18 protein-coding genes are annotated in these 25,563 nt (G+C 45.3%); 15 read left to right on the top strand and 3 right to left on the bottom strand.

The annotated features are described in order from the left end of the window. Positions 1 to 77 precede the first annotated feature (77 nt). From ASG89_RS34570 to ASG89_RS34550, 5 genes are all read left to right on the top strand, one after another. Positions 78 to 2,291, top strand: coding sequence for a helix-turn-helix domain-containing protein (locus ASG89_RS34570; protein ID WP_057315878.1), 2,214 nt, complete (start codon positions 78 to 80; stop codon positions 2,289 to 2,291). 34 nt (positions 2,292 to 2,325) lie between these two features. Next, positions 2,326 to 3,432 carry a glycoside hydrolase family 105 protein gene (locus tag ASG89_RS34565; protein ID WP_057315877.1) on the top strand — a complete coding sequence of 369 codons (1,107 nt, stop codon included), beginning with the start codon at positions 2,326 to 2,328 and terminating at the stop codon, positions 3,430 to 3,432. Positions 3,433 to 3,453: 21 nt separating this feature from the next. Next, entirely contained in the window at positions 3,454 to 4,425 is a 972-nt protein-coding gene (locus ASG89_RS34560) for a bile acid:sodium symporter family protein (protein ID WP_057315876.1), read from the top strand. Positions 4,426 to 4,482: 57 nt separating this feature from the next. Continuing rightward, positions 4,483 to 6,645 carry a glycoside hydrolase family 28 protein gene (locus tag ASG89_RS34555; protein ID WP_057315875.1) on the top strand — a complete coding sequence of 721 codons (2,163 nt, stop codon included), beginning with the start codon at positions 4,483 to 4,485 and terminating at the stop codon, positions 6,643 to 6,645. A 92-nt stretch (positions 6,646 to 6,737) separates the two neighbouring features. Next, positions 6,738 to 8,351 carry a family 43 glycosylhydrolase gene (locus ASG89_RS34550; protein ID WP_057315874.1) on the top strand — a complete coding sequence of 538 codons (1,614 nt, stop codon included), beginning with the start codon at positions 6,738 to 6,740 and terminating at the stop codon, positions 8,349 to 8,351. A gap of 65 nt (positions 8,352 to 8,416) precedes the next feature. On the opposite strand, the gene ASG89_RS34545 is transcribed toward ASG89_RS34550, so the two are convergent. Together ASG89_RS34545 and ASG89_RS34540 are read right to left on the bottom strand one after the other, a co-directional pair. Beyond that, a complete protein-coding gene (locus ASG89_RS34545; protein ID WP_057315873.1) occupies positions 8,417 to 9,133 on the bottom strand; it encodes a response regulator in 717 nt (238 codons plus the stop codon). Next, positions 9,105 to 10,742 carry a sensor histidine kinase gene (locus tag ASG89_RS34540; RefSeq protein ID WP_057315872.1) on the bottom strand — a complete coding sequence of 546 codons (1,638 nt, stop codon included), beginning with the start codon at positions 10,740 to 10,742 and terminating at the stop codon, positions 9,105 to 9,107. Before ASG89_RS34540 ends, ASG89_RS34545 begins: the two co-directional genes overlap by 29 nt. Before the next feature lie 301 nt (positions 10,743 to 11,043). On the opposite strand from ASG89_RS34540, the gene ASG89_RS34535 reads away from it, so the two are divergent. The 5 genes from ASG89_RS34535 to ASG89_RS34515 all read left to right on the top strand — a co-directional run bounded on the left by ASG89_RS34535 (position 11,044) and on the right by ASG89_RS34515 (position 15,854). Then, the gene (locus ASG89_RS34535; RefSeq protein ID WP_200963605.1) at positions 11,044 to 12,072 is read left to right on the top strand and encodes a tripartite tricarboxylate transporter substrate binding protein; all 1,029 of its coding nucleotides are present in this window, start codon (positions 11,044 to 11,046) and stop codon (positions 12,070 to 12,072) included. A 65-nt stretch (positions 12,073 to 12,137) separates the two neighbouring features. After that, positions 12,138 to 12,599: a tripartite tricarboxylate transporter TctB family protein gene (locus ASG89_RS34530; protein WP_057315870.1), complete on the top strand. Its 462-nt coding sequence runs from the start codon at positions 12,138 to 12,140 to the stop codon at positions 12,597 to 12,599. Position 12,600: 1 nt separating this feature from the next. Beyond that, positions 12,601 to 14,127 (top strand): tripartite tricarboxylate transporter permease, encoded by a 1,527-nt coding sequence (locus tag ASG89_RS34525; protein ID WP_057315869.1) that lies wholly within the window; start codon positions 12,601 to 12,603, stop codon positions 14,125 to 14,127. Between the two features lie 5 nt (positions 14,128 to 14,132). Continuing rightward, positions 14,133 to 15,551, top strand: coding sequence for an NAD-dependent malic enzyme (locus ASG89_RS34520; RefSeq protein ID WP_057315950.1), 1,419 nt, complete (start codon positions 14,133 to 14,135; stop codon positions 15,549 to 15,551). Positions 15,552 to 15,611: 60 nt separating this feature from the next. Beyond that, positions 15,612 to 15,854, top strand: coding sequence for an HPr family phosphocarrier protein (locus tag ASG89_RS34515; protein ID WP_057315868.1), 243 nt, complete (start codon positions 15,612 to 15,614; stop codon positions 15,852 to 15,854). Positions 15,855 to 16,330: 476 nt separating this feature from the next. Here ASG89_RS34515 and ASG89_RS34505 read toward each other — a convergent pair whose 3' ends face one another. After that, complete coding sequence (locus ASG89_RS34505; RefSeq protein ID WP_057315866.1) at positions 16,331 to 16,993, bottom strand: phosphatase PAP2 family protein; 663 nt, start codon at positions 16,991 to 16,993, stop codon at positions 16,331 to 16,333. A gap of 612 nt (positions 16,994 to 17,605) precedes the next feature. Here ASG89_RS34505 and ASG89_RS34495 point away from each other — a divergent pair. From ASG89_RS34495 to ASG89_RS34475, 5 genes are all read left to right on the top strand, one after another. Continuing rightward, positions 17,606 to 19,120 carry a malate:quinone oxidoreductase gene (locus ASG89_RS34495; RefSeq protein WP_082593777.1) on the top strand — a complete coding sequence of 505 codons (1,515 nt, stop codon included), beginning with the start codon at positions 17,606 to 17,608 and terminating at the stop codon, positions 19,118 to 19,120. 392 nt (positions 19,121 to 19,512) lie between these two features. Then, positions 19,513 to 20,406, top strand: coding sequence for an ABC transporter permease (locus ASG89_RS34490; protein WP_235550041.1), 894 nt, complete (start codon positions 19,513 to 19,515; stop codon positions 20,404 to 20,406). Between the two features lie 23 nt (positions 20,407 to 20,429). Then, entirely contained in the window at positions 20,430 to 21,314 is an 885-nt protein-coding gene (locus ASG89_RS34485; protein WP_057315862.1) for a carbohydrate ABC transporter permease, read from the top strand. A gap of 55 nt (positions 21,315 to 21,369) precedes the next feature. Further along, positions 21,370 to 22,914 carry an extracellular solute-binding protein gene (locus tag ASG89_RS34480; RefSeq protein ID WP_057315861.1) on the top strand — a complete coding sequence of 515 codons (1,545 nt, stop codon included), beginning with the start codon at positions 21,370 to 21,372 and terminating at the stop codon, positions 22,912 to 22,914. A gap of 119 nt (positions 22,915 to 23,033) precedes the next feature. After that, positions 23,034 to 25,319, top strand: a complete 2,286-nt coding sequence (locus tag ASG89_RS34475; protein ID WP_057315860.1) for a helix-turn-helix domain-containing protein — start codon at positions 23,034 to 23,036, stop codon at positions 25,317 to 25,319. The last annotated feature ends 244 nt before the right edge of the window (positions 25,320 to 25,563 follow it).

The raw sequence follows: 25,563 nt of genomic DNA, 5'->3' as shown, positions 1-25,563 counted from the left end.
CCGTAATTAACACCGGACGGCTGGTTTGGTATAATAAGGGTCATTGAAACGAAAGTAAACAGAAGTGAGGAATTAAATTGCCCACCTATTTATATCGCATGATCCTATTCGCTATGCTGCTGGTTGCTATTCCAGTCACAACAATCGGAATGATTTCCTATCGAATTTCCTCCCAAGATATAGAGAAAAAGGTTAAAGAAAGCAACTCCCAAATTTTGCTGCAAAACCAGATGAGAATTGAGCAAGTTTTGAAGAATATAGAAATGGGCGCCGTACAATATTTAAATTCACCATTAGTAACAGAAAATTTCTACAATGCTTTGACACAAGATGATTTTCAAACGATCACTGACCTTGCCAAAGGTTTATATAACTTGCACTCGTTATCAGGAGTGGCTGACACCCACCTTATTAATCTGGAAAAGGAATGGATGATCAGCAATTTAGGGTTTACTGGTACCGAGGAGTATTCGGATAAAGAGCTTTTGAAAGAGTATGCAAAGAATCCTAAAAATCTTTTTTGGCTAGCTGATGCTAATGGGATTCGGATGGTTGTAAAACTTCCGATGATCGCGCCCTCCACAACTCCGAAAGCTTTGTTGATTATTGAAATGTCGAAGACGGAAATGGAAAAAGCGTTAGCGCAAACGAAGCAGTTGGGAGACATATACGTACTGAACGGCGAGCACGTCCCGTTCTTGAGTAATACGGGTGCATTCGCTATTTCGGATTCCATTCTGAAACCATTGAAAACTGTATCCGATGTGAACGGATATTATGAAGGAAAAGATATGGCAGTGAATTATAAAGTATCTGCTACGAATTGGATCTATGCTTCCGTCGTTTCCATTGATCAAGTGACAATGGAATCCAAGAAGATTGCAGTTGTTACCATGCAGGTCTGTTTGATCGTCTTTATCGTTATTGCTGCTGCTGCATTCTACGGGAGCAGAAGGATGTATTCGCCAATCCGCCGATTATTTCAAATTACAGAGCAGTTAGGCGGCGAAACGACAGATGCTCGCAGGAAAGATGAATTTGCCTATATCGAAGATAGGTTTAATGCTTTATTCCGTACAGGAAAACAGTTTCAACAACAGCTGCAAGGTCAAAAGGGACAGATGAAAGAGTTTTTCTTATTGAAGCTGTTCATGGGCCAAGTGACGGAAAGTGAATTTGCTTTCAAGTGCGATACGTATGGCTTTGCAGAAAGAGGGAAGTCCATGGGCGTGATTGCGCTTCAAATCGATTCACTCCAGGATACGAGATACATGGAAAGTGATAAGGAGCTGCTGCTCTTTGCTATTCACAATATTGTCAGCGAGCTATTGCCAGCTAACCGTTTACTCGGTTCTTTGTTGCTTGATCAATCTCAAGTATCCCTGCTTACGGGGGATGTGGAGGATCCTCTAGAACTGCAATTGAGTTTTCATCAGGCAGCAGAGGAAATAAAATCCAAGGTTCACGAGCTGCTTCAGCTGAAAGTCAGTATCGGTATTAGTCGCGTATTCTCCCGTTATACGGACGCCATGAATGCACATGCAGAGGCATTGGAAGCGCTGAAGAGAAGGATTCGTCTAGGGAGTGATATTATCATCCATTATGATGATATCGAGACGATTCATGAGAACAGCAAACATTTGGCAGCATCGCTGAATTACTTAGAGGATTATCTAGTAAACGCTTTAAAAACGGGCGATACAACATCATCTTTTGAACATTTTGATCAATACGTTGCGGCGATTATGGAAAGAGATATTCGGTTTAATGATTTTCAATTCGTGATGATCCAATTGATTACTGTGATTCATGGCTTAGTCCAACAGCAAGGCGGGAAGCTGGAAGGCTTAATTGACACGAAATCGGTTCTCCATTATTTCATGAAGCTGAGCACGGTACAAGACATTACCTCTTGGTTTAAGACGGATTTGCTGCCGCCTGTACTCGCTTTTTTCAAAGGACGCGTAGATTCTCAATATATTAATCTCGCGCATCAGATGCTTGAGATGATTCATGCAGGATTCGAGCAGGATATTACGCTTGAATCGTGTGCTGAGCAGCTCAAATATCATCCTGTATATGTAAGTCGTGTTTTTAAGAAGGAGATCGGTGTTACTTTTATTGATTATTTAACGAACTATCGGGTTAATATGGCAAAAAAATGGCTGAAAGAGACGAATATGAAGATTTCAGAAATTGCAGAGCGGCTTACTTATACCAATTCTACTGGTTTTATCCGAACTTTTCGAAAGCTGACAGGAATGACACCTGGGCAATATCGTGACAGTTAAATGAACCTATCTGAACCATTGGGAGAGGAATTGTATGAACGATCAAATGCTGGATCAAATAAGGGACCAATACTTGGAGAGCGAAGGAAAATGGTTTTCTTTGCGATGGCATTACATTGAGAATTGCATTCTCAAATCCTATTTAGACAGCTATAAGCAGTCGGGGAAAGAAGACTACTACCTGTTCGTCAAAAGTTTCATTGATCGACTATATGATGAGAATGGCAGAATTCCGGCCATTGATGTGCGTTATTATAGTATTGATCAAATCAGACCAGCGACCATTCTTTTTGATTTATACCAAAGAGAGAATGATCCCAAATATAAGTATGTACTTGATTTGATCTATGATCAATTGAAAACCTATCCCAGAACAGAATCAGGAAGTTTCTGGCATAAAGAAAATTATCCAAACCAAGTGTGGTTGGATGGACTTTACATGGGGCAACCCTTTTATGTTCGTTACATCAAGGAATTTGAGGAAAAGAAGGATTATTCCGATACAATAAACCAATTTTTGAACGTTAAAAAGTTTATTTTTAATGAAGAGAATCGATTATACTACCATGCGTACGACGAGAGCAGGAGTATGTTTTGGTGTGATAAATCGACGGGAATGTCTCCCAATGTCTGGGGACGTGCTGTTGGCTGGTTTGTCATGGCCTTGGTGGACGTGCTTGAGCTTTTGGCAGATGAGTCCGTTGACAGCGAACCGCTGAAAGTGATCCTACAGGAAACACTAGAAGGCATGCTGCCCTACCAGCATAGCGATGGCATGTGGTATCAGATTGTTGATAAGGGAGATCGACCAGGGAATTATTTGGAATCTAGCGGAACCTTGATGCTTGCTTATGCCATGTTGAAAGGTGCACGACTTGGCTTTCTGGAAAAGGAATACGTTGACCGAGGAAAGTCAGCATTTGATGGCACTGTCCGTCGATATCTCCGTGAAGAGAATGGAGAAGTGCTGCTTGGCGGGATCTGCAGGAGTGCAGGTCTGGGCACAAACCCTGATACAGGTAAGGTACGTGACGGAAGTTATAAATACTATACGGAAAACGAAATCATCGTGAGTAATAATGGTCATGGCGTTGCACCGCTGCTTATGGCCTATAGTGAAGTTAAGCTTCTAGAGCTTTAAGATTTGTTGGGAGAGAAACCAATGTTGCATAAATTAAACAAGAGTCTAGAGAAATGGCTGCCGCTGATTACTCCAACGAGTGTTATTTTGGGAATAATACTGACTGTATGGTTAAAGTCTTTTACTTACTTAGTACCATGGATCTTCGGTTTTATGACATTTACAGGCAGCTTAAGTATGAACTTTAAGGATTTAAAAAGAGTATTAACACAGCCGTTTCCAATCTTCGTCTCGATGATTACTTTACATGTGTTAATGCCTGCTGTTGCCTGGATCATGGGTCATATATTTTTTCATGATGATGTTTATCTAAGAACGGGACTTATATTAATGGTAGTCATTCCTACGGGTGTCGTAAGTTTCATGTGGGTATCTATTTATAAAGGGAATATAGCACTTACTTTGTCCGTTATTTTGATTGATACACTCTTATCTCCTTTTCTCGTGCCTTATACGATGGGGGCGTTTCTCGGCGTACAAGTGCAGATGGATGTGTTTGGTATGATGAGAGGTCTGTTCTTTATGATCGTCCTTCCCTCATTGTTGGGTATGCTACTCAATCAACTTTCGCAAGGAAAGGTAAAGGAGCAATGGGGACGCCATTTATCACCTTTCTCTAAGTTAGGGTTGGCTTTAACTATTGCGATTAACAGTGCTGTGGTAGCACCATATTTCACTAAAATTGATAGTAAGTTGGTTCTGACAGCTTGTGTAATTGTCATCTTGGCTTCATCTGGATATGTCATTGGTTCGCTGATCGCCAGATGGCTTAAGTGGGACCGAGAAATCATGGTTACTATGGTGTTTAATAGCGGTATGAGAAATAATAGCGCTGGGGCAGTGCTGGCTATTTCGTTTTTTCCGCCACCAGTCGCGATGCCTGTTATTATGTGTATGCTATTTCAACAACTACTCGCTTCCTTGTTCGGACAATTATTGTGTAAATCACCTGATTCGATAAAACTGAAGCCTGTATCACAAAAAAACATCTAGAGGAAGCCAGGAGATAGCTTACAATGAATGCGCTTTATTATCCAGGAGGGCTTGCGTATGGAAGGACAGGAAAGCAGCGTGAGAGCATCCTCACCAGTAATGACATGGGATATGGCGGAAGAGATTTTAAGCCGAATTCACAATCCCGTATTTTCTGATAATAAAGTGAATGTGATGGATTTTGGCGCAAAATCAGATGGAACTACGCTGGATACGCCAGCTTTTGAGAAGGCGATAAGACATATGCATGAACACGGCGGGGGGACCGTCATCGTACCTAAGGGAACGTACCTGATCGGCTCTATCGAGCTTCTAAGCCATGTGAATCTTCACCTGGAGGACGAAGACACAGTATTGAAATTCACAACCGAAATTAATGAACGCAACTATCCAATCGCTTATGGTCACTGGGAAGCTTCGCCTGCCTATAACTATCGTGCACTTATTTATGCCTACAGAGCAAGTAATATTGCACTCACTGGCAAAGGGACATTAGACGGGCAGGCAAGCGCCGATGTGTGGTGGAACTGGAAGCATCAGATTGAGCATACTTGGTCGGAAAGCAAGGTCAGCCTACAGGAGAAAGCCAGCAACCAGTTAAGGGATATGAACAATGCAGGTGTTCCTGTAGAGAAGCGGGTATTTGGGCATGGCAGCTATTTGCGGCCGAACTTCATTCAACCCCTGTATTGCGAAAATGTGCTCCTAGAAGGCGTTACGCTGATTAATTCCCCCATGTGGCAAGTGAATCCTGTTTTGTGTAAGAATGTGATCGTACGCAACATGACACTACGCTCCCACGGCGCAAATAATGATGGTGTTGACCCAGAAAGCTGCATGGATGTTTTAATTGAAGGCAATATGTTCGATTCCGGAGATGACTGCATCTCGCTTAAATCTGGCCGGGACCTAGATGGAAGAACGCTGAATGCCCCGTGTCAAAATATCGTGATTCGAAATAACACGTTCGCTGATGGTCATGGCGGCATCGCGCTTGGCAGCGAGATGAGCGGTGGAATTAAGAATATTTTTGCCGATGATAACCATTTTGACAGTATGAATCTTACGTATCCGCTCCGTCTGAAGACGAATGCTAGAAGAGGCGGTAAGATTGAGAATGTTTACCTTCGAAACTCTGTAATCGAAACAGTTAACCAAGCAACGATCCATGGGACGATGTTTTATGCAGAGGGGAGGGATGGTGAGTTTCTCCCTGCGTTTAATAATATTGTGGTGGAAAATGTAAAGAGCAATGGCGGGCAATACGGAATCTTTCTTGAAGCGTTTGAAGAGGTGCCCATTACTGGACTTTCTTTGAGAAATATTGAAATTACGAACGTAATAAACCCAATCCGTGCGTTGAACTGGGGGAAAGAGGTCCTGTTGGAAAACGTAACCATTAATGGAGAAGCGTACCCGAGACCTACGGAAGCGAGGATTCTTGGTGTCCCTGCTCCAAGTGTGTTGTTGCACGCAACAGCATTGTTGATCGGTGATGACATAGACAAGCTGACGTATACCTGGTTTATGGCTGATCGTAGAGACGGTGACTACAGCCCTGTTGGAATTGGTCCGACGTTTACAGTTCCTGAGGATGTGATCGGAATGTTTGTCAAGGTAGGTGCTTCGGACGTACGGGGATCGGTGAAAATAAGCATACCTTACGAAGTGCTGGCAACAGTTAACGCTGCCTGGCTTCCAGAAAACAGTCCGATTGCGTCAGCTGTCAACAGAATTGCATCTAAAGGCTTTATAAACCAGGATATGGCGTTTGACCCAGAAGGATTGATTACACGCATAGAGATCGCTCGAATGTTGGCGAGAATGTGGAAGTTAACCGCGCCAACACACAAGCTCGTTATTGCAGATATGGACAACTCAGACCCAGACTACAATGTAGCTGCTGCTGTCATTGAACAAGGCATGATGGCACTGCATAAGTCCAGCTTCCGCCCCAATGAAACGATTACAAGGGAAGAAATCGCTTCTGTGGCCATGATGAGCTGTGGCGTATCGTTCAAAAATGCTTCAACGATTTATGATTCTACGTTTCAAGACGGAAAGGAAATCGGCGATATTTATTTGACCAACGTCGAGCGGAGCTGCTTTTTTAGTTTCATGACGGGAACCGAGGACCGGATTTTCTCTCCAAAAAGGAATGTGACCTATGCGGAAGTGATCACCATCTTGGACCGAATATCGGATTTTGCTGGGATGTAATCATCGAGGTCAAGCCATGTATTATTTTCTTTCCGGTTATACGTTCTCGCGTTTAAATATATCGAAGTTGATGAAAGCGGTGACTATCAAAAATGGTTGATCATATCGTTCATTCCGTTCCTAATCCAGTGCTTCCAGGGGATCATCCAGATCCCTCGGTTGTTCGGGTGGGTGAAGATTATTATGTTGTTACCTCAACTTTTCAATATTTTCCCGGTGTCATGGTGCACCATTCCCGTGATCTGATACATTGGCACCCCATTGGTCACGTAATTACTCGGCGCAGCCAAATTGACTTGACCGGGGTCCCAGATTCACATGGTGTATTCGCCCCAGATATCTCGTATGCTGACGGGAAATTTTGGGTAGTGGTTCCTTTTTTTCATGGCCAGCCTCGGTGCACAAACCTACTATTCACAGCTGATCGCCCGGAAGGGCCGTATTCTGAAGGTGTGGTACTGAACCATCACTTTATTGATCCATCCATATTTCACGATGATGACGGTCGTCGTTATCTTGCCTTTGGTGGAGGTTGGCTGCAAGAACTTCATCCTGATGGATCCAGGCTAATTGGAGAGGCCAAACAGTTGTGGTCTGGGACTGGAGGTAGTACACCCGAAGCTCCACATATTGTAAAACGTCAGGGCTATTACTATCTGATGCTGGCAGAGGGAGGAACGCGATTTGGACATATGGAAACATTGGCACGCAGTTGTTCGATTTGGGGACCATATGAGCCATGTCCACACAATCCCGTGTTAACACAGCGAGACCCTAACAAGCCTTTGCAGAAGGCAGGCCACGGTAAACTGGTGGAAGATCCGAAAGGAAATTGGTGGATGCTGCACCTTGGAGGACGACCGTTGACTCCAAATGGCAGTACGCCATTAGGGCGTGAGACTTACCTTGAATCCGTTTGTTGGACAGATGATGGATGGTTTGAGGTAGGAGAAGGGGGAAGCCCGCAGGAGTGGGTGAATGTCCCCTTAGAAAGAGGGCAGGAATCCAACTGGGTTGAGACTGAAACAGACCGTTTCGATAAACCTGAATTGTCCCCTGTTTGGGAGTGGGTGCGTCATCCATTGGAAGGAGGCCATAGGTTAACGGGAGATGGGGTTGAGCTGGAATGCTTACCGTACCCATTATACGTCCCTGGGTCTACTCTTATCCTTACACGCCGATGGGAGCATTTCTGTTTTGAGGCGCACACACAGGTTTCTTTTGTCCCCCAGACGTTGGGCGACGAAGCCGGGCTGGTCCTTTACCGCGACATGGATGCCATGCTGCTTGTTAGTGTCCGTTATGGGATTGGGCAAACCGCGGGACAAAAGTTTGATGTCACCAGGATGCACGAGAAGCAGGAGGATGATGGACTTTATATACAGATTGATCGGTCGGAGAAATGCTTTCGGCATATGCTGCATCAGAAGAAGCTTGATATGGAACATGGAGCGGACTTATGGCTGAGAACCCAGTTCAATGCAGAGAGTCAGAAGTTCACTTTCGCTATATCGGTTGAGGGTGAGGAGTATAGAGAGCTGGAATTATCCGTATCAGCAGAATTTCTGTATCCGGAGCATTTTGCAAGATTTAATTGTTACACGGCCCCCCGCGTAGGCATCTTTGCTAGAGGTGTATTGTATCAGCAGCATGGCAAGGCTTTATTCAGACAATTTACCTATCGGGGACTTGTTCTGGGCGATTGAAAGAACAACAAAAGGCAGCCATCCTTAATTGGACTGGCTGTCTCTTTTTTTTGGATGAAATCACATCACGATTCCCGTTTGCGATAAACCCTTTCCGGGCGCCCAACGACGCCATAGGTCAGATCGGCGAATACTTCGCCCGAGGAGACCAAATGTTCCAGATAACGACGTCCAGTCGAACGACTCACGCCTATTTCTTTGGCTATTTGATCCGCGGACAACCCGTTTGCCGCGGCAGAAATTGCTTGAACAATTTTGACTAGCGTTAATTTGTCGATGCCCTTAGGGAGATAGGAAACCTCTAGTCGGGGATCCTTTTTCCCTGTTACCGAAATTAGGCGGTCGACATCGCTTTGATTAATAGAACCGGTGACATTTAGACGATTCAACTCACGATGGAAATCCAAATAACGCAGGAGCGTTTCCTGCAACCGATTGAAAATAAGCGGTTTCATAATATAATCGAATGCTCCGCTTCGGACGGCTTCCCGTATAGGCTCGACTTCTTTGGCAGCTGTAATCATAATGACGTCGGTATCTCGGAAATGTTGACGAATATAAGAGAGCATGTCCAATCCATTGGAGCCAGGTATATAAACATCCAGCATTACCAAATTTGGTCGTAAAATGTCTAGTTGTTCTTTGGCTTGGGCAGCGTCTGTAGCGATACCGACAACGTGAAAGCCGTCTACTTTTTCGATAAACCTTCGATTAATTTCGGCGATTTTCACATCATCTTCAATGATCAAAACTTCAATGTTCGGTAGTTGGTGTTCCATCATCAGAGGTTAAACTCCTTTCTGTGGACATCGGATGTTTCGGTATGGCGACGGTGAAGAGTGTGCCGCACTCCGGATTCTTATGGAAAGTGATATACCCGTTAAGCTTATGTACAGCATGCTGGACTAAGGCTAAACCGATGCCGCGATGTTCACCTGCTTTGGTTGAGAATCCTTTCTCAAATACGGCGTTACCAAATTCGTCAGGAATACCTACGCCGCAGTCCTCGCATTCAATAATCAAATCCTCGCCAAGATCGGTTAAAAATAATTTTACATACGGCGTTTGCTGTAACTCAACTGCCAAAACCGCTTCCATGGCATTGTCAATCAGGTTGCCGATGATGGTGACGAGTAAATTTCGATCAATTTCCTCAGGGATATCTCGAAATGAGCTTTCGCGGTCAATTTCAAAAGTTAGCTTTAGCTCTTGCGCATGATTGAATTTGCCAATCAACAGCCCCCCGATCATGGGATCTGGGATTTCGGTCATGATGAACTGCACCCAGTTTTGATGCACGTCTGATTCCTTGGAGATGAGATCGACAGCTTCTTGATACGATTCCAGTTGGATGAGTCCAGAGATGACATACAGCTTGTTGGAGAACTCATGTGTCTGAGCGCGCAGTGCTTCGGCGAAGCGTTTCACCTGAGACAGTTCCTCGGCTAACCGGTAGAGCTCGGATTTACTTCGAAAGCTTGAAACAGCGCCAGTAACACCGTGCTTCCTGCTCACAATCGGCACACGATTGACGATGACATCATGATCGCCGATGAGCATTTCATGGTCAAACTCGGCTTCACCCGTACGTACCACGTCATGCAATCGAGTGTTCGGGATCACATCTTCAATGTGTCTGCCCGTGATTTTAGCACTGAGGGGCAGCTGCATAAGCTGCAAAGCATAGCGATTGGCCATCGTGATGATGCCATCTCGGTTTACCGCGATTATTCCCTCACGGATTGTTTGCAGAATGGCTTGTTTCTCGGTATACAGCTCACCGATTTCCTTAGGCTCCAATCCGTGTATGGAACTTCGAACATTACGTGCGATAAGGACGGAACCGATCAGGCCAACGACAAGGACAATGAGTGAAATTAGCTCAATTCGCGACTGATAAGCGTAGGTAATCGAGTTGATATCTTTCGTAAGAAATCCGACGGACACAATGCCGATGACGTTGCCTTCATCATTAAATATAGGCGCTTTACCGCGAAGTGCAGGGCCGAGTGAGCCGATGGCTTTGGAAATAATCGATTGTCCTTCCAGAACAGGACCATTGTCGCCGCCGACCATTTCTTTCCCAATTCGTTCAGGAAGCGGGTGTGAGAAGCGAATGCCTTCGCGGTTCCCGACAACGATGTACTCGGCATCGGTTTTTTCCCGAATACTTTCGGCAATAGGCTGGATGATCTCGGACGGGTCCGAAGTTTGAAAGGCAAGACGAATGTCAGGCATAGAAGCGACGGTTTCGGCGACATTTAAGGCGCGCGTTCCGATTTGATCCTCTAATGCTGTGGTCATCATGTAATAAAATATACTGCCTAAACTGATGATGACGATGGAAAGGAATGAACAAATAATGAGGATAAGCTTGGTCTGAAGCCTCATATTCTACGCAAGCCTCCCGTTTTTTGATTAATTTAGAACTATGTATGTGTTTGGTATTGTAACATAAAGCGTTCTCATTTTGATGGATATAGGGTCTCCAGATCCGTGAACAATATGAACAAAATGGTCAAAACGCTGTTATTACAACTAATCGCCATAAACTTCCCAATAGGCACAAGGGGGTGTTATTCTGAAAGCGCTTCAAAGAAAGCGGATACATGACAAATATAAACCAAACACGGAGGGGTTTCATTTGATAAAACAACTTTTTTCAGCGTCTTGGAAAGTAACAGCGATTAGCATGCTTGCAGTAAGCTTGGCAGCTTGCGGCAGCAACTCAGCCAAACCTGCAACATCGTCAGCAGTACCTGCTGATAAAGCGAAAGAGACAACAGCACCAGTAACTGCGAAATCCAACTATCCAGAAAAAGCACTCAGCATCATCGCTCCATCAGGCGCAGGCGGTGGTTGGGATATGACAGCCCGTACTATCGCGAAAGTATTAACGGAAACGAAAGCATTCGATAAGCCCGTTTCAGTTGAAAACAAACCAGGCGGCGGCGGTACCGTTTTTATGGCGGAATACGCGACTAAAGATATCAAAGATAATTACAAGCTGTTCGTTAGTTCACCTCCAATCCTGATTAATCATTTGAAAAAAGAAGGAAACACACCGTATGGATACAAGGATACAACACCGCTAGCGCAATTAACCAAAGATTATGGCGCAGTCGCGGTAGCGGCCAATTCGAAATACAAAGATCTGAAGTCGCTGCTGGATGATATGAAAGCAGATCCTACGAAACTAACCGTCGCGGGCGGTTCGGCACCTGGTTCCATGGACCACTTGGTATCGATTCTACCTGCATTCAAATACGGCATTGACCCAAAAAAGGTGAAGTACGTGTCCTATGACGGTGGCGGTGAAGCTGTAACTGCATTGCTCGGCGGAAATGCTGATGTAATTGGTACGGATGCTTCGTCCCTGGATCAATATGTGAAAGCGGGGAAAATTCGTATACTTGCTGTAGCAGCTCCTGCCCGTCTTGGCGGCAGCTTGAAAGACGTTCCAACCATGAAAGAACAGGGCGTTGATGCAGAATTCCTGATCTGGCGCGGCTTCTTTGGACCGAAGGACATGACGGCAGACGCCAAAAAGTTCTGGGAAGATACGATTAACAAAATGGTAGCGTCCGATGCTTGGAAAAAAGAAATGCAAGCGAACAGCTGGGAAACAGATTATAAGAAAGCGGATGATTTCAAAGCTTTCTTAGTCCAGCAAGAAACCCAATTGAAAGACATGCTGACAGCGCTTGGTATGCAGAAATAAAAATAGTAAGAGACAAGGGAGAAGATGACCTCTTCTCCCTTGCCCATAGGGTAGGAGGCAAAGAGATGAATACTATGTTTGACCGATATGCAGGCATTGTATTTTTTGCCATAGGCCTTGCATTTGTCGTTGGTTCCTTAGGTATTTCTACAAGTGCTTACGGTAGTAATGTTGGTGCTAATATTTTTCCGATGATTTTGGGCTCGTTTTTGTCTTTGATGAGTTTGCGTCTTATTTATGAGACGTTCTATAAGCAGCGTGCTGAGAAGGGCAAAGAAAATTTGGATTACAAACGATTTCTCATTATTTTCATCGCGGCCGTGTTGTATGCCTATTTCCTTGAAAATATCGGGTTCGTAATCTCCACGTTCCTGTTCCTTATGATTGGATTTCAAACGATGCAAAAGGGTAGAGTGTGGGTTTCCTTGCTGATTGCAGCTTGCTTCTCTTATGGCGTGTATTACTTATATGTGAATCTGCTGGATGGTTCGCTTCCCGGATTTCCAACATGGTTAGGGGGGGCATAAGATGAGTACTTTGGATTATGTGTTTCACGGCTTAGGCACGGCGATGCAATGGCATAATGTTATTTTTGTATTCCTCGGCGTATTGATCGGTACGGTGGTTGGCGTGCTTCCCGGAATTGGACCGATGAGCGGTGTAGCTCTTTTGATACCGATCACGGCAACAATGACAGCTGGCTTAGGTCCAGAAGAAGCCGCTACGAGCTCTATCATTTTGCTGGCAGGCGTGTATTACGGGGCGATGTACGGAGGTTCGACAACGTCAATTCTGTTGAACACGCCAGGAGAATCGTCTTCCGTCGTCACAACACTCGATGGCTATCAAATGGCCAAACAGGGTAGAGCAGGGGCAGCGCTTGCGATTTCAGCTATCGGTTCCTTCGCTGCGGGTATTATTTCGCTGATCGGTCTCATCTTCTTGGCTCGTCCTTTGTCAGCAGTCGCGATCAAGTTCGGACCCGCTGAATATTTCTCCTTGATGGTGCTCGGCTTGCTCGCGATTAGCGGTCTTGCTGGGAAATCGATGGTGAAGGCGCTCATGATGACGGCATTTGGTCTGTTGCTAGCGACGATCGGTATCGATAACGTGTCAGGGGTGGAGCGATTCACATTCGGCATTCCTGAGCTATATCAGGGCTTGGAATTCCTGACTGTGGCCGTGGGTACATTTGCTGTTGGCGAAGTATTCAAAACCATCCTTCAACGCGAAGGAAACGATGGTGAGATTGCCAAAATCAATCGCATTCTGCCGACAAAACAAGATATGAAAGACAGCGCGGCACCGATTGCGCGTGGTTCAGTGCTTGGCTTTTTCATCGGCTTACTTCCTGGCGCAGGCGCTATTCTTGCTTCTTTCTTCGCTTATATCGTGGAAAAAAAGATTAGTAAAAATCCAGAGAAATTCGGTAAGGGAGCCATTGAAGGAGTTGCCTCCCCTGAAGCTGCGAATAACGCTGCATCGGGTGGCGCGATGATTCCGCTTTTGACATTGGGGATCCCATCCTCAGGAACGACGGCTATTCTGATGGGTGCTTTTATTATGTACAATGTCCAGCCAGGTCCTTTGCTATTCCAGGATCACCCACAGTTAGCATGGGGCGTTATTGCAAGTATGTTCGTCGGCAATCTAATGTTACTTATTCTTAATATGCCACTAGTTAAAGTGTTTGCCAAAGTAATTGAAACACCTGCTAAGTATTTAATCCCGTTAATTATCGTCTTTTCCGTATTCGGGGTGTATGCCGTACAGTATTCGACGTTTGATTTAATGCTCATTATGGGCTGTGGTCTTGTTGGATACTTCTTGTCTAAGAATGATTACCCGCTAGCACCACTCGTCCTAGGTCTTATTTTGGGTCCAATGATGGAAAACAACATGCGTAGAGCACTTACCATTTCGAATGGTGATTTCATGATCTTCCTGCAAAAGCCGGTTTCGCTTGTATTTCTCATCATCGGTCTGATCTGGATTACCATTCCGCTAATAATGAAACTCAAAGGTAAGAATGTACTTGTGAATGAGGAAGGGTAATGAATATGAAAAATACGATGGGTGGCAAAAGTATTATTTTACGTCTGGAATTGCTGAGAGAGCAAATCCATTTCGGGCAATTAATTACGTTAATTACCGAAAATGGCGGGGATGTTATCGCGATTGACGTTATTCAAACCGGCGCAAATTGGACAGTTCGAGACATTACAGTAACTGCACTAGAGCAAACTCAACTAGACAATATTATAGCCAGGATGAAGGATCTTTCAGGCGTACGGCTCGTCCATGTTTCCGATCGCACATTCCTGCTTCATCTCGGGGGCAAAATCGAGATGAAGCCCAAATCACCGATTCAGAACAGGGATGATCTTTCCCGTGTGTACACGCCAGATGTCGCCAGAGTCTGTATGGCTATTCATGAAAATGAGGACAATGCCTACAAATTGACGATTAAGCGCAATACGGTTGCTGTTGTTTCCGATGGCAGTGCTGTTCTAGGTCTCGGCAACATCGGACCTTATGCGGCGATGCCAGTTATGGAAGGAAAGGCAATGCTGTTCAAGCAGTTTGGTGAGGTTGATGCGTTCCCCATTTGCTTGAGCACGCAGAGTACGGATGAAATTGTCGCGACCATTAAGCACTTGGCGCCAGGTTTTGGCGGTATTAATTTGGAGGATATCTCCTCTCCACGATGCTTTGAGATTGAGGCGAGGCTGCGTGAGGAACTGGACATCCCTGTGTTCCACGATGATCAGCACGGTACGGCTGTTGTGTTGTACGCAGGGCTCATTAACGCACTGAAAGTTGTCGGTAAAGGGATTAATGAGGCCAAAGTTGTCGTCTGCGGCGTTGGTGCAGCGGGTATTGCCTGCTCCAACATCTTGCTTGCTGCAGGTGTAAAGGAATTGATTGGGGTTGACCGGGAAGGGGCTTTGGTCCGGACGAACAAGTACGCAAACCCTACGTGGCAAGCGTATGCGGAACGTACGAATCCTAACCTTCGATCAGGATCCCTGCATGAAATCATCGAAGGAGCTGACGTGTTCATTGGCCTTTCCGCTGGGGGCTTGTTAAAGCGGGCGGATGTGGAGCGGATGGCGGCCCAGCCAGTCGTGTTCGTGATGGCGAATCCAACACCTGAAATTCATCCAGATGAAATCGAAGATATCGCTGGTGTTATCGCAACAGGACGATCAGATTTTCCAAATCAAATTAACAATGTGCTTTGCTTTCCGGGTATTTTCCGTGCGGCGTTGGACTGCCAAGCTTCCACGATCAATGAAGAGATGAAGCTAGCTGCTTCTGCCGCGATTGCCTCAGTTGTCACACAGCAGGAATTGAACAAACTGTATATCATTCCGAGTGTGTTTAATCAGGAGGTTGTTAGACGTATTCGGGAAGCTGTCATTCATTCTGCTATTCAAACGGGTGTGGCACGTCGGATACCGCGTGAGTTTCGATAGGCAACAGATGAATCTGACTGAAGCGGGTATCATCGAAGGAACAGCATTGGAGGGATTCGTATGGGTGGTTTGGAAACAAAAGCCATTGTAGAAATCAATCAAGCGGCGAATCAGTTTCAATCCAGTATTGTCATCCAGGTAGGCACGAGGTACATTGATGTGAAAAGTATTCTGGGTCTGAGCGTCACGCTCTTCAACAATCAAGCGTATATGCTTGATATTCATGGCCCGGATGAAGAGGAAGCTAACGAGGTCATGCAGAGGATTTTTGACAAGCATGGTCTGAAGTTAAATCGTGTATAAGCAGTTAAAAAAGAAACGAGAGACATTGTCTTTCGTTTCTTTTTTTGCTTTGACAGAACTAGTTAAGTACGATACTTGTCTCAATTACAGGCAATTAAAATTGATTAATCTATGAAACTAGCCCTCGCATCTATGAAACCTAATGAATACTATATATTAACTCATTTGAAAGGAGTTGATATCATGTTGCTTTTGGTCAACCAATTCTATGGAATAGTTTACAGACATGCGAATGGAACAACAACCGTTTTTAATGCACGAGTTGTGGCAAGAGGGTTAACTAGAATAAGAATTAAATTCATGAACTCGAGAGGTTTCATCGTTTTTAGATTTCTTTTCATTCGCCAAATTCTTCGATTTGTCTTAATCTAAATCAAAAAACTCCAATCCCACAGGGGTTGGAGTTTGTAATTTACATAGGATTTTTGAAAGACACATGTATAAGTTAACTATTAAAGCTAGTAGATCATTCTTTCTCAGCGTCCAGATGAACGATGCTTTTGAGTGCGATTTTCCATATACCACTGGAAGATCCAAACGCAGAAAGTAAACCAGAATCCGCTAGCCAAATAGGCGCCGAGAATGTCACTCGGATAATGGACACCGAGATAGATCCGACTGGTGCCAATCATGAGAATCATTAGGATACTTGTTACAATGACAATCGTTCTGCCACTTTTCGAAGGAAGGTGTCTCCAAAGCAGGAATGAAAGCGCAGCATACAGCGCAAAGGCTGCCATGGAGTGACCACTTGGAAAACTATAACCGGTTTCTTCAATCAGTCTGTGAAGCGTAGGGCGTTCCCGTTGAAAAAAGAACTTCAACACCTTATTCAAGATGGCTGTGCCCGCCACGAGGACTATGAATAAAACTAATTCAAGTCGGTGATGCAAGAATTTAAAGAAGAGGAATAGGCAACATAGGGAAATAACAACTACAACGGTCGTTGAACCGATAAATGTGAACCCATGCATGATGGGAGTCAGCCAGGGAGATTCCATCCCTTGAACCGCAGAAATAACACTGCTGTCGAATTGTGCGATCCACCGCCCTTTGATGAGGGAGGCAACTACGCTAAAACACAGAACCGAAAGAATACTTAGTACTAGGAAAACAGTTACTTTTAATTTTGCTTGCATCGTCAAGTTAGCTCCAATTCAATCTGATTTAAGTAGGATAAGTGCAGCCTTACAACTACAATGTATGACCATTTACATTACCTTCATGTAATCATAGTAATCAATTGTTTGCCAAGGTGCAAAGCAACGACTCATCTTAGATGTCTAGAACCGTAACAGTAGAGGAAAACGATGGATGGATTCCAGGCAGGAGGAGCAGGATATAGATGGAGATTGACATGGGGGAGGAAGTCATTTTATGCCAATGGGGCAAAGTGTATTGCTGAAGGGCACGGTTTCGTTTATAATGAATTGCGCGAAGTTTGGTTTGAGGACCTTCCGAGCATGAAAAATAATAGAAATCGTCATTCGACTGCGTAATATGTGATGCAATTAATCATCAATGGACCTACAGCTACAAGCTGCAGGTCTTTCTTAGTAGTTATTCGTTTTATCGACACGACTTCTTCGTCTCACTTCTTGTCGTAGTGCTTATAACTATCATATAATAGTAATAAATATTGTATCGATTGGCTTATTAATGATACAGAAAAGGTGTGTGTCTAGGCTGCGACCTGGCTTGCTGTACCGCTTAAGCAGGTGCGTCTTTTCTGCAAATTTCAGGGTATAAGGATGGTTAAAATGAGCAACAGAGAAACGAAAACAGACGTCATCTTAATTGGTGCAGGAATCATGAGTGCGACCTTAGGGACACTGCTGAAAGAATTAGTACCGGACTGGGAAATTAAAGTCTTTGAGAAGCTCGAAAATGCTGGAGAGGAAAGCTCTAACGAATGGAATAATGCGGGTACAGGGCATGCGGCACTGTGCGAGCTTAATTACACTTCCGAGAAACCTGACGGATCTGTAGATATTAGTAAAGCAATTCAAATTAATGAACAATTTCAGCATTCCATGCAGTTTTGGTCCTATCTTGTAAATAGCAACCTAATCCGTAATCCGCAAGACTTCATTATGCCATTGCCTCATATGAGTATGGTCCTAGGCAAACAAAATGTATCGTTTTTGAAGAAACGTTATGAAGCGATGTCCAACAACTCCCTGTTTCAAGGGATGGAATTTTCCGATGATCCTAAGAAGTTAATGGAATGGATTCCGCTGATTATTAAGGATCGTCCATCCAATGAACCGATCGCAGCAACCAAAATTGACACCGGTACGGATGTAAACTTTGGCGCTTTAACGCGTATACTATTCAATCACTTAAAGACGAAGAACGTTGATATTAAATACAAACACAGCGTGGATAACTTGAGACGTACTAGCGATGGCTCATGGGAACTGAAAATACGCAATATCAACAGTGGCAGTGTTGAACGCCATACAGCTAAATTCGTCTTCATTGGCGGTGGTGGCGGAAGCCTGCATCTGCTGCAAAAATCCGGTATTCCGGAAGGTAGAAATATCGGGGGATTCCCGGTAAGCGGCATATTCATGGTATGTAATAATCCAGCTGTCGTCGCACAGCATCATGCCAAAGTATATGGCAAAGCGAAACTTGGCGCACCGCCGATGTCAGTTCCGCATCTGGATACACGATTTATCGATAATAAAAAGTCGTTATTATTTGGTCCATTCGCCGGGTTCTCGCCTAAGTTCCTGAAAACCGGCTCTATGTTCGATTTGGTCACTTCGGTTAAACCGAATAATCTCGTGACGATGTTGTCGGCAGGTGCCAAGAACATGTCTTTGACGAAATACCTGATCGAGCAAGTCATGTTGTCCAAAGAAAAGCGTATGGAAGAGCTGCGGGAGTTTATCCCAAGTGCCAAAACAGAAGATTGGGAGTTAGTTGTAGCGGGTCAACGTGTACAAGTTATTAAAGACACGGCTGCTGGCAAAGGAACGCTTCAGTTCGGTACGGAAGTGATTAGTTCAGCTGACGGTTCATTAGCAGCTTTGCTCGGCGCTTCGCCTGGGGCTTCTACCGCGGTTTCAGTCATGCTGGAGTTAATGACGAAATGTTTCCCTGAACATATCAAGGAATGGGAACCGAAAATAAAAGAAATGATTCCGAGTTACGGTGTGTCACTTCTGAAACATCCAGAGCTTATTGATGAGATTCATTCGTCAACTACTCGGATTCTTGGTCTAAGTGGCAAGAAATCGTTAGAGGTATCACGTTAATAAATAGGGGGGAGTTCAGCTTCGCGGCGGAACTCCTCTTTTGGTTGTAAAGCTCTATTCACAGGCATAAAGCCGAGCGGATAGAGCTTTTTGCTGTACCCTCCATCCCCGAGTATAACAATGACTATGCGGTGTTGGATGATGACTATAACGTGACGCAAACCCTTGGTACGACAGGCTTTTCACGTTCGAATGAAACACGTGCAGGAATGACTATGGACGGCAATAGCGCATGTTTCCTATGATGCAGAGGTAGCAATCAACGTGTTCGAATATGAACATCACCACTTCAGTCTGATAGGAAAGGAAGTGCAGTTATGCACACGGAATCAGCCGTAGCCGCGACGAAGGCGTCCGCGACATCCGCGAGAGGGATACATCGTAAGCAACATATGAAACGCATGCTGCGTAACCGATGGCTGTATCTGATGCTGCTCCCTGGCATCTTGTATTTTCTCATTTTTAAGTACGTACCTATGTACGGCGTTCTCATCGCTTTCAAGAATTATCAGCCGTTCCTCGGTTTCTGGGACAGCCAATGGGTGGGGATGAAGCACTTTGATCGGTTCTTTGGAGACCCGCTGTTCTGGCGGCTGCTCAGCAACACCTTCATATTAGCGATCTATAATATTGTGTTCTTTTTCCCATTACCCATTATTATCGCGCTGATGCTGAATGAACTTCGTGTTGAGTTGTTTAAAAGAACGATTCAAACCGTGGTGTACATCCCGCATTTCATGTCCTGGGTCGTCATCGTATCGATTGTCTACTTATTCTTCACAACCGAAGGCGGACTGGTGAACGAGGGGATTAAGTCGCTTGGCGGTGACAAGATTAACTTCTTGCTCAGCGCTGACTGGTTCCGAACGTTTATCACAGCAGAGGTGATCTGGAAGGAAACAGGTTGGGGAACGATCATTTTCCTAGCTGCGTTGTCAGGTGTGGACCCACAGCAGTATGAGGCTGCTCGCATTGATGGTGCGAACCGCATGCAACAAATGATGCATGTGACGTTTCCAGCTATTCGCTCCACGATTGTGATTCTGCTCATCCTGCGGCTTGGGCATTTTCTGGACACCGGCTTTGAGCAAATTTGGCTCATGCTGAATGCGATGAATCGCGAGGTTGGCGAGGTGTTCGACACCTATGTGTATTCGACAGGGATTTCGGAAGGACAGTATAGCTATAGCACGGCAGTGGGCTTGTTCAAATCAATTGTTGGACTGGTGCTTGTGGCAGCTTCGAACTTTATCGCCAAGCGAATGGGCGAGGAAGGTGTCGTGTAACGTGATGGAACGGAGGCTATCCCATGGTTAAAGATCGTTCGTTTAGCAGCAGATTGTTCGATGGCGTCAATATCACATTGTTAGTTGTGTTTGCGATAGTGACATTGATCCCTTTTATTTATATCGTTGCGGGCTCGTTTGCGACCCAAAAGGAATTACTGCAGAGAGGCTTTATCTTGTTCCCAACGGAATTCTCGATAAGTGCCTATGAGTACATCTTCTCCACCGGAACGTTGATGCGCAGCATGGGCGTTACGATTTTCATTACGATTGCAGGTACGTTCATTAATATCATGATGACGTGTCTGATGGCCTACCCGCTGGCGCGGAAGGACTTGGATTACCGCAAACCGATTCAGATCGCTGTGATTTTCACCATGTTGTTTAGCGGCGGTATGATTCCGACGTTTCTGGTGATTAAGCAGCTGGGCATGATTGATACGTATTGGTCTTTGTTGATTCCCGGCGCGATAAGCGCGTTTAATCTCATTATTATGCGAAATTTCTTTCAGCAGCTGCCCGACGGCTTGGAGGAATCTGCCAAGATCGATGGCTGCTCTGATCCGGGGATTTTGTTCCGCATCGTCATACCGCTTTCGCTGCCGGCCATTGCTACGTTCTCGCTGTTTTATGCGGTGGGCCATTGGAACACTTTTTTCAGTGCCGTACTCTATATCAATGACTCCACCAAATGGCCGATTCAGGTGCTGCTCAGACAGATTGTCATCATGTCAGATGGCGGTGGGCTAGGGGATTCGACTTCACTCGCAGCTGATTTCGTACAACCGCCTGAGCAAAGTGTGAAGATGGCAGTTATCGTGATTTCCACATTGCCGATCCTGATTGTGTATCCGTTTCTACAAAAGCATTTCGCCAAGGGCGTATTGCTGGGTTCCGTTAAAGGGTAAACTGTTTCCACAGTTTCTCGATAGATGTATCATATAAAAAGGGAGGACGTTTATCATGAAAAAAATGTTACATCCGACAATGAGTAAGTCCATCGCATTAGCTTCTCTTCTAACACTGACTGCTGGGGTTGCTGCAGGTTGTGGAGGAGCAAGTAAGGAAGCGGTAAGCGCTGATGGAAGCGCGAAGCCGTCCGCAACAACGGAAGCCGCGAAGCCGGCAGCTCCTTATAAAATGTCGATCATGATGCCGAGCTTCAATCCGGAGCCGATGGCAACTGACGGTGAGATTTTCAAGAAAATTCAAAGCGTGACGAACACAGAACTGAAGTTGAATTGGGTGCCATCTGCGACCTATTCGGATAAATTAAGCGCAACGGTTGCCTCAGGCGAGCTGCCGAGTGTCATTACTGTTTTGAATCAGAAGGTACCTTTCATTGTGAATTCCGTCCGTTCTGGCATGTTCTGGGAGCTTGGTCCTTACCTGAAGGATTACAAAAACCTGAGCCGCATGAACCCGATTGCCTTGAAGGCGATTTCAATCGACGGGAAAGTATACGGGATTTATCGGGAGCGCGATTTGGCGAGAGATGGTGTTACCCTTCGTAAAGATTGGCTAGATAATCTTGGCTTACAGGTACCGAAGACGATTGATGAGTTTTACAATGTACTGAAAGCTTTTACGAATAATGATCCCGATAAAAATGGTAAAAACGATACGGTCGGTCTCGTCGAGCAGCAAACGCCAGCGGGTTGGAGAGACATGTTGGCTTGGCATGGCGGACCCGCAGACTGGGAATTAAAAGATGGCAAGATGAGCCCGGCTCACCTGTCACCGGCGTATTTGGAAACGATGAAGTTCTACAAAAAGCTGTATGATGAGAAGCTGATCAACCTCGATTTCGCTGTGGTCAAAGACGGCCGCCAAGTAATGAACAAAGGAACAGCTGGAGCTTGGGTTGCGAACTTGAATGATGCGAACGGCATTGAAGAGCAAGCGAAGAAAGTAGATCCGAAAGCTAAAGTTACGATCATTGGTGCATTGGAAGGCCCTAAAGGACTTCGCAGTATCGCGGGAACTGGATCTTACGGGATTTTCATGATTCCTAAGACGTCTGTAAAAACGGAAACTGAGCTGAAGGCGATTTTGAACTATTTCGATAAATTATCCGATAAAGACATGCAGAATATGCTCTATAACGGAATTGAAGGCCGTCAATACACGGTTGAAAACGGTGAATATAAGAAAACAGCAGATCCTAAATTACTCGTAGAATACGGGATGGGCGATTCTTCCCAGCTTGCTGTATTGAGAGATCAAGTGACAACGTTCGGTCCTGAACTTGTGCACCAACGGGACAATGTTTGGAAAGAAAATGCGAAAATCGCGATTGAGAATCCAATAAATGCGTTAATTTCGGACACGGCTAGTGAGAAAGGTAAGGAACTGGATAAATTGATCGAGGACGCGAGAACGAAATTTATTATGGGGGCATTGGATGAGAGTGGCTGGAACAAAGTCGTGGAACAATGGAAGCAAAATGGCGGCAGCAAGGTGATCGAAGAGTACACAGCCGAATATAACAAATCGGCCAAGAAATAATAAAAGTCTTGTGCCCCGCTGTCAGGGTCTGTGTTTTTCCCCATGACACAGATCCTATTTGTTATACTAGAGGAATTGACAGTAACCAAGACTAGCCTGCTGAAGGAGACAACCGGGGCATGAAGACACATACTTATTTACGCAAATTAATCGTGCTGACACTCGTTGTGGGGGCTTTTCCAGTTCTCATCTTGGGGTGGTATTCCTATACATATTCCTCTCATACCGTTCTGGAAAAAGTAAACGAAAGCAACGCACAGATCTTGCGTCAAACGCAGTTGCGCGTCGAGCAAACGTTGAAGACGATCGATTACACGGCATCGCAATTGTTGAATACCCCGCTGATGACGAGTGCGATTGGCAAGCGGCTTACCATCACGGATTCGGAACTTATCAACGATCTCTATGATAACCTTTTGGGCATACAGACTTTCGAGCTTGGGATCAAGGACGTCTTCCTGTATAGCCTGGAGAACGACTGGTTAATTAGCAATTCAGGTTTTAATGAATATAGTCATGTGAAAATGAAGGATTTGCTGGGCGGGTTCGCCACGATGCAGGCTGGCTCCAAATGGGTCAGCATGGATTTATCTGAACGCTATGATGCGGAATCTTCGGTCGTGAGCAATAACTATACGATCATGAATGTGAAAAAGTGGCCGATCAACTCCTTGAAGCCTCAAGGAATGATGGCAGTGCTGTTGTCAGGGAAGGAAACGAACAACCTGATCGATTTAGAAGACGACAACATGGGGCAAATGTACATCGTGGATGAAATGAACAAGCTTGTGGCTCATCAGGACCGAACATGGATCGGGAAGGATATGTCGCAAGAGGCATTCATTCGTCACATTGCGGAATCTAGCGAGCCAACGGGGCTGTTCAAGTCCAAAGTTCAAGATGAGGATATGTCCATTTCCTATCGTAAATCAGCCTACAATGGTTGGACTTACGTGTCTGTGCTCCCGATCAGCGAGATGACGAAGCGGGCCAAAAGCATTGCCTGGACATCCTTGTGGGTCAGTGTCATCGCGTTATGTACGTCCGTTATCATTGCGGTACTCGGTACACGCAGCGTGTATAGACCCGTAAGGAGCATTTATCGCTCACTTGCGGATGCCAAAACGTCCCGTGAAGCGAAGGACGAATTAGGCGTGATCAGCGAAGGCATTCAATCGCTTTTGTCCAATCAAACGCGTATGCAATTTCAGTTGGAAGGCCAGCAGGAGCATATGACTGAGCTGCTCGTTCGCAAAATGCTCACGGGTGAAGCGAAGTCATCGGAGATTCAAGAGCGACTCCAGTATTATGGCTATACGTTGGAGTGGGATAAAATGCGCGTGCTGCTTTTCCAAATCGATGATTTAGCGGAAAGTCGGTTTGATGAGAAGGACCGTGATTTATTGCTCTTCGCTATCAGCAATATCGTCTCGGAACTAGTGCCAAGTCATGAGCGGTTGGCTCCGATCGTTTTTCAAGATGCGGTGCTATTGATTGCTGGAACGCAGACAGGCTCTGAGGAAACCTTCAAGGATAAAGTGTTCGATATGGCTGTAACCATTCAGGAAGCGGTAAAAGGCTACCTGTCTGTAGAAGCGAGTGTAGGCATCAGCCGGAGCTTTACGCATTGGATGGATGCGGAGCAAGGCTACGCGGAATGCGTGGTGGCGCTGAAATATCGCGTGCAGCTCGGGAGGGAGGCGGCATTGTTCATTGAAGACGTGCAGCCTAAGAAAGGCAAGGAGAGTCAATATCCGAAGGAAGCGGCAGCGCAATTAATCGATGCGATTCAGTCATCAGATAAGACGCGTGCGCATGAAGCGTTAGGGATATTCATCGAGAATGCTTCCAAATCCGTCGATAATCATAACGATTATCAGCTTTCACTCGTGCGTCTGTTGGTGGATTTGATCCGTCTGCTGCAAGATTCCGGCATCTCGTTATATGCGCTGAATCAGAAGGAACGTTCCTTGTTCGACGAGTTGCTGCACCTTCATGCTGCCCGGGAGATCGAAGCTTGGTTCTACGAGCATATTGTAGAGCCTAGCATCGGCTTGCTGGAAGAGCGGAGAGACACGCAATTCCGCACGATTTCGGATGAAGTGAAGCGACTGATTGAGGAAGCATTTGATACGGATTTGACCTTGGAAAAATGCGCTGCACGCATTAATTATCACCCGCAGTACATCTCTCGGGTGTTCCGTCAGGAGACGGGGATTAACTTTGCCGAGTATTTGGCTCAATATCGTCTCGATATTGCCAAACGGTGGCTGCGTGAGACGAATATGACGGTCACGGATATCGCTGAGAAGCTCAAATACAACAATCCGGCGAATTTCATTCGCTATTTCCGCAAAATGGAAGGCATAACCCCCGGACAGTATCGGGGTAAACCAGAGAAATGAGATCGAATCTGTCCCCGAAGGACGGCGTAGCCGATGAATAACTGGATTTTCTGCATGTAATTCAAGCGAAATGCCGTGATTTCCAAAATTAACTGGATTTCCTCCCGTTATTTAAAGGCGATATCGCCAAACGGGTAATTTTGAGCAAAAATAAATGTAGGAAAACCAGTTAATTTCCTAGAGCTAACCAGTCTGGGGACACAAAAGAGATCTAGTTTAGGTAGTTGCTGCTATGAGAAACTCA

Origin of the sequence: Paenibacillus sp. Soil766, from assembly GCF_001428105.1 — a bacterium.
Lineage (GTDB): Bacteria > Bacillota > Bacilli > Paenibacillales > NBRC-103111 > Paenibacillus_E.
The sequence above is the reverse complement of the archived record's forward strand: the minus strand, read 5'-3'. Positions and strand labels throughout refer to the sequence as shown.